The following is a 2942-nucleotide window of genomic DNA, read 5'->3' as shown; positions in this document are numbered from 1 at the left end:
GTTTGCGGAAGGCGGAGTGATATGGGCTCTGATGGTGGCAAGGGGCTCAACTGTCCTTGATATCCATCTGCTGGAGGGCGATGACCGCCTGGGTGCGGTTCTTGACCCCGAGTTTGCGGAAAATCGCGGTGATATGGGCCTTGATGGTCGCCTCGGAGACGTTGAGCTCCCAGGCGATCTGTTTGTTGAGGCTGCCATCCCGCAACATGATGAGCACCTTGTATTGCTGGGGGGTGAGGCTGGCCAGCTTGGTGGCGAAATCGGGCCCTTCGCTGGGCTCGGGATGGAGGGAGATGCCTTCCGGCACCCAGTTGTCCCCCCCGATCACCGTATTGAGGGCGCTGACCAGCTCTTTCATGGGGACGGACTTGGGAATGAAGCCGAGCGCGCCCAGGCGCAGCACCTGCTGGATGATGGCGGGATCCTCGGAGGCCGAGACCACGACGATGGGGAGATCCGGGTGATGTCCGCGCAGATAGGCCAGCCCCTCGAAGCCGTTGGCCCCCGGCATCTTGAGATCCAGCAGCAGCAGGTCGACGTCGGGATGTTCATCGAGCAGGTGGCTCAGGCTGTCGATGGAGTCAGCCTCCAGCAATCTGGCGTCGTCGATGGCCATGTGCACCGCTTGATAGAGGGCGCCCCGAAACAGGGGGTGGTCATCTGCGATGACGATGGTAAATTGGCTGTCCATAGCTCACATTGTTGCTAACTGATTGTTTTGAAAAATCAAACTAGCACTGCTACCCAAGTGGGTCAAACCCGCCAGTACGCAAATGTGAGGTGGTCATCGGATGTCGTGCCACGGGGCCGGCGGGATGGCCAGTAAACTACCCATGCAGGAGGCAATCGATGGGATCCCTGGTTTTGACGGTGGGCACGGGCTCCACCTGGGCAATGAGAACGGCGCTGGTGCTGGCCATGAGCGGGCTCAAGTGGCAGGAGCAGGTCTTCGATCTGGAAGATGCCAAGGAGCTGCAACGGCTCAAGCGCACGGCCCCCGCCGGCCTGGTGCCCTGGCTCGACGACGGTGAGCTGCGTATTCACGACTCTCTGGCCATCGCCGAATATCTCCACGAGTGTTGCCCGGAGCGCCACCTTTATCCGGTGGACAAGGCCGAACGGGCCCTGGCCCGCAGCCTGTGCGCCGAGCTGCACGCCGGTTTTCGTCAGATCCGCACCCTGCTGCCCTTCTTCCTGGGGGCGCCCACCCAGAGTGAACCGCCGGTGGAGGTCATCGACGAGCTGGCCCGGTTGCAGACTCTCTGGTCCCAGGCGCGGGGGCCCTTCTATTTCGACGAGGCGAGCATTCTGGATGCCTTCTATGCGGTGATGGCCTATCGACTGGCAAGCTATGGCATTTCGCTGCCCGGTCAGGCTGGCGCCTATCAGCAGGCCTTGCTGGCCTGGCCCCTGTGGCAGGAAACCCTGCTCAGGGCGAGGTTGCAGTGGCCAAAGGCGGCCCGCCAGTCTGATTGATGCGGGCGTCTGCAAGACAAAAAAGGGGAGCCATCGGCTCTAATGCCGATCAGTTAAGGATCCATTGACCGATCCTCAGGCTGTGTAAGAATCCGAAACTCCTTGTTGGGTTTCGGATTTTTTTATGCGTATCGACCAAGCTCTCGACTTCATTCACGCCTGTCCTCCCGGAAAGTTTGAGTCCCTGTCTGACCTGCTGTCACCTGAACTGGTGCAGGCTTGCTTGGCCGAGACGGGCTCCGTCTCCTTGCGCCGACGGCGCATGCCCATGGAGCGGGTGCTATGGGCCATTATCGGGATGTCCTTGTTTCGTCATGTCCCTATGGCCCAGCTGGCCAACCAGCTCGATATCCTGTTACCCGGCGACCGGCCGTTTGTCGTCCCCAGCGCCTTCATCCAGGCGCGCCAAAAACTGGCTGACCAAGCCGTTCGACAGGTGTTCCAGCAGACCGCCACACTCTGGCATCAGCAGTGTCAGCACCCCACCTGGGCCGGCTTGCAGCTGCTGGCCGTGGACGGGGTGGTCTGGCGCACGCCCGATACTCCGGACAATGCCGGCGCCTTTGCCAAGTCGAAAACCGTCCAGGGGGAGACGCAATATCCCCAGGTCCGCATGTTGTGTCAGATGGAGCTGACCAGTCATCTGCTGACCCAGACAGTGATGGACTCCTGTGCGGTAAACGAGATGGTGTTGGCAGAGCAACTGATTGAAAAAACACCCGATAATAGCCTGACCCTGTTCGATAAGGGCTTCTACTCACTGGGGTTACTCCATGCCTGGCAACGCCAGGGCGTAGCGCGTCACTGGCTTATTCCGCTGAAAAAGGGGGCTCAATACGAGGTCATCCGCAAGCTGGGGCGGCAGGATGTGCTGGTACGCCTCAGTGCCAGTCCGCAGGCCAAGAAGAAGTGGAGCGAGTTGCCGGAGCAGTTCGAAGCCCGGCTGCTGACCCGGACGGTAAACGGCAAGGAGCGGCAGGTGCTGACCTCGCTCACCGACCCGCTGCGCTTCCCGGCCAGCGAGTTGATGGAGCTATACCAGAATCGCTGGGAAATCGAGCTGGGCTATCGGGAGATGAAACATAGCCTGCAACAGCACCGGCTGACGCTGCGCAGCAAGAAACCCGATGGAGTAAGGCAGGAGCTATGGGGCTTGGTATTGGCCTATAACCTACTGAGATATCAGATGGTTAGGATGGCGGCGAGCTTAAAGGGCTATACGGCCAGCCAGTTGAGCTTTCACATGGCATCGGTGTATCTGCTGCATGAACTCAGTTGCCTGCCGTTTGTGTCACCGGGCATGGTTCCAGGGCGTGTCGCTGAGTTGGACAAACAGGCAGAGCAGTTCAAGTTACCCGCCCGCCGAGAACGAAGTTACCCAAGGTGCATCAAAGCCAAACCACAGAAGTATGCGACGAGAAAACCTAGTAAAAACAATGCCAGTCAGGCTTAACTGACTGGCATTA

Annotated in this window: 3 protein-coding genes; 2 read left to right on the top strand and 1 reads right to left on the bottom strand. The window is 59.7% G+C overall.

Translation table 11 applies throughout. From position 1 onward, the window contains the following. Positions 1-46: 46 nt before the first annotated feature. Positions 47-691, bottom strand: a complete 645-nt coding sequence (locus AB5Y64_RS11675; protein ID WP_010673435.1) for a response regulator transcription factor — start codon at positions 689-691, stop codon at positions 47-49. Positions 692-849: 158 nt separating this feature from the next. On the opposite strand from AB5Y64_RS11675, the gene AB5Y64_RS11670 reads away from it, so the two are divergent. After that, positions 850-1476: a glutathione S-transferase gene (locus AB5Y64_RS11670; RefSeq protein WP_010673436.1), complete on the top strand. Its 627-nt coding sequence runs from the start codon at positions 850-852 to the stop codon at positions 1474-1476. Positions 1477-1600: 124 nt separating this feature from the next. After that, positions 1601-2929, top strand: coding sequence for an IS4 family transposase (locus AB5Y64_RS11665; RefSeq protein WP_053288733.1), 1329 nt, complete (start codon positions 1601-1603; stop codon positions 2927-2929). Positions 2930-2942: the final 13 nt, after the last annotated feature.

It is taken from the genome of Aeromonas sp. R5-1, assembly GCF_040908265.1.
Taxonomy (GTDB): domain Bacteria; phylum Pseudomonadota; class Gammaproteobacteria; order Enterobacterales; family Aeromonadaceae; genus Aeromonas; species Aeromonas caviae.
Note: the sequence above shows the minus strand (reverse complement) of the source record. Positions and strands in the feature narration are given on the sequence as shown.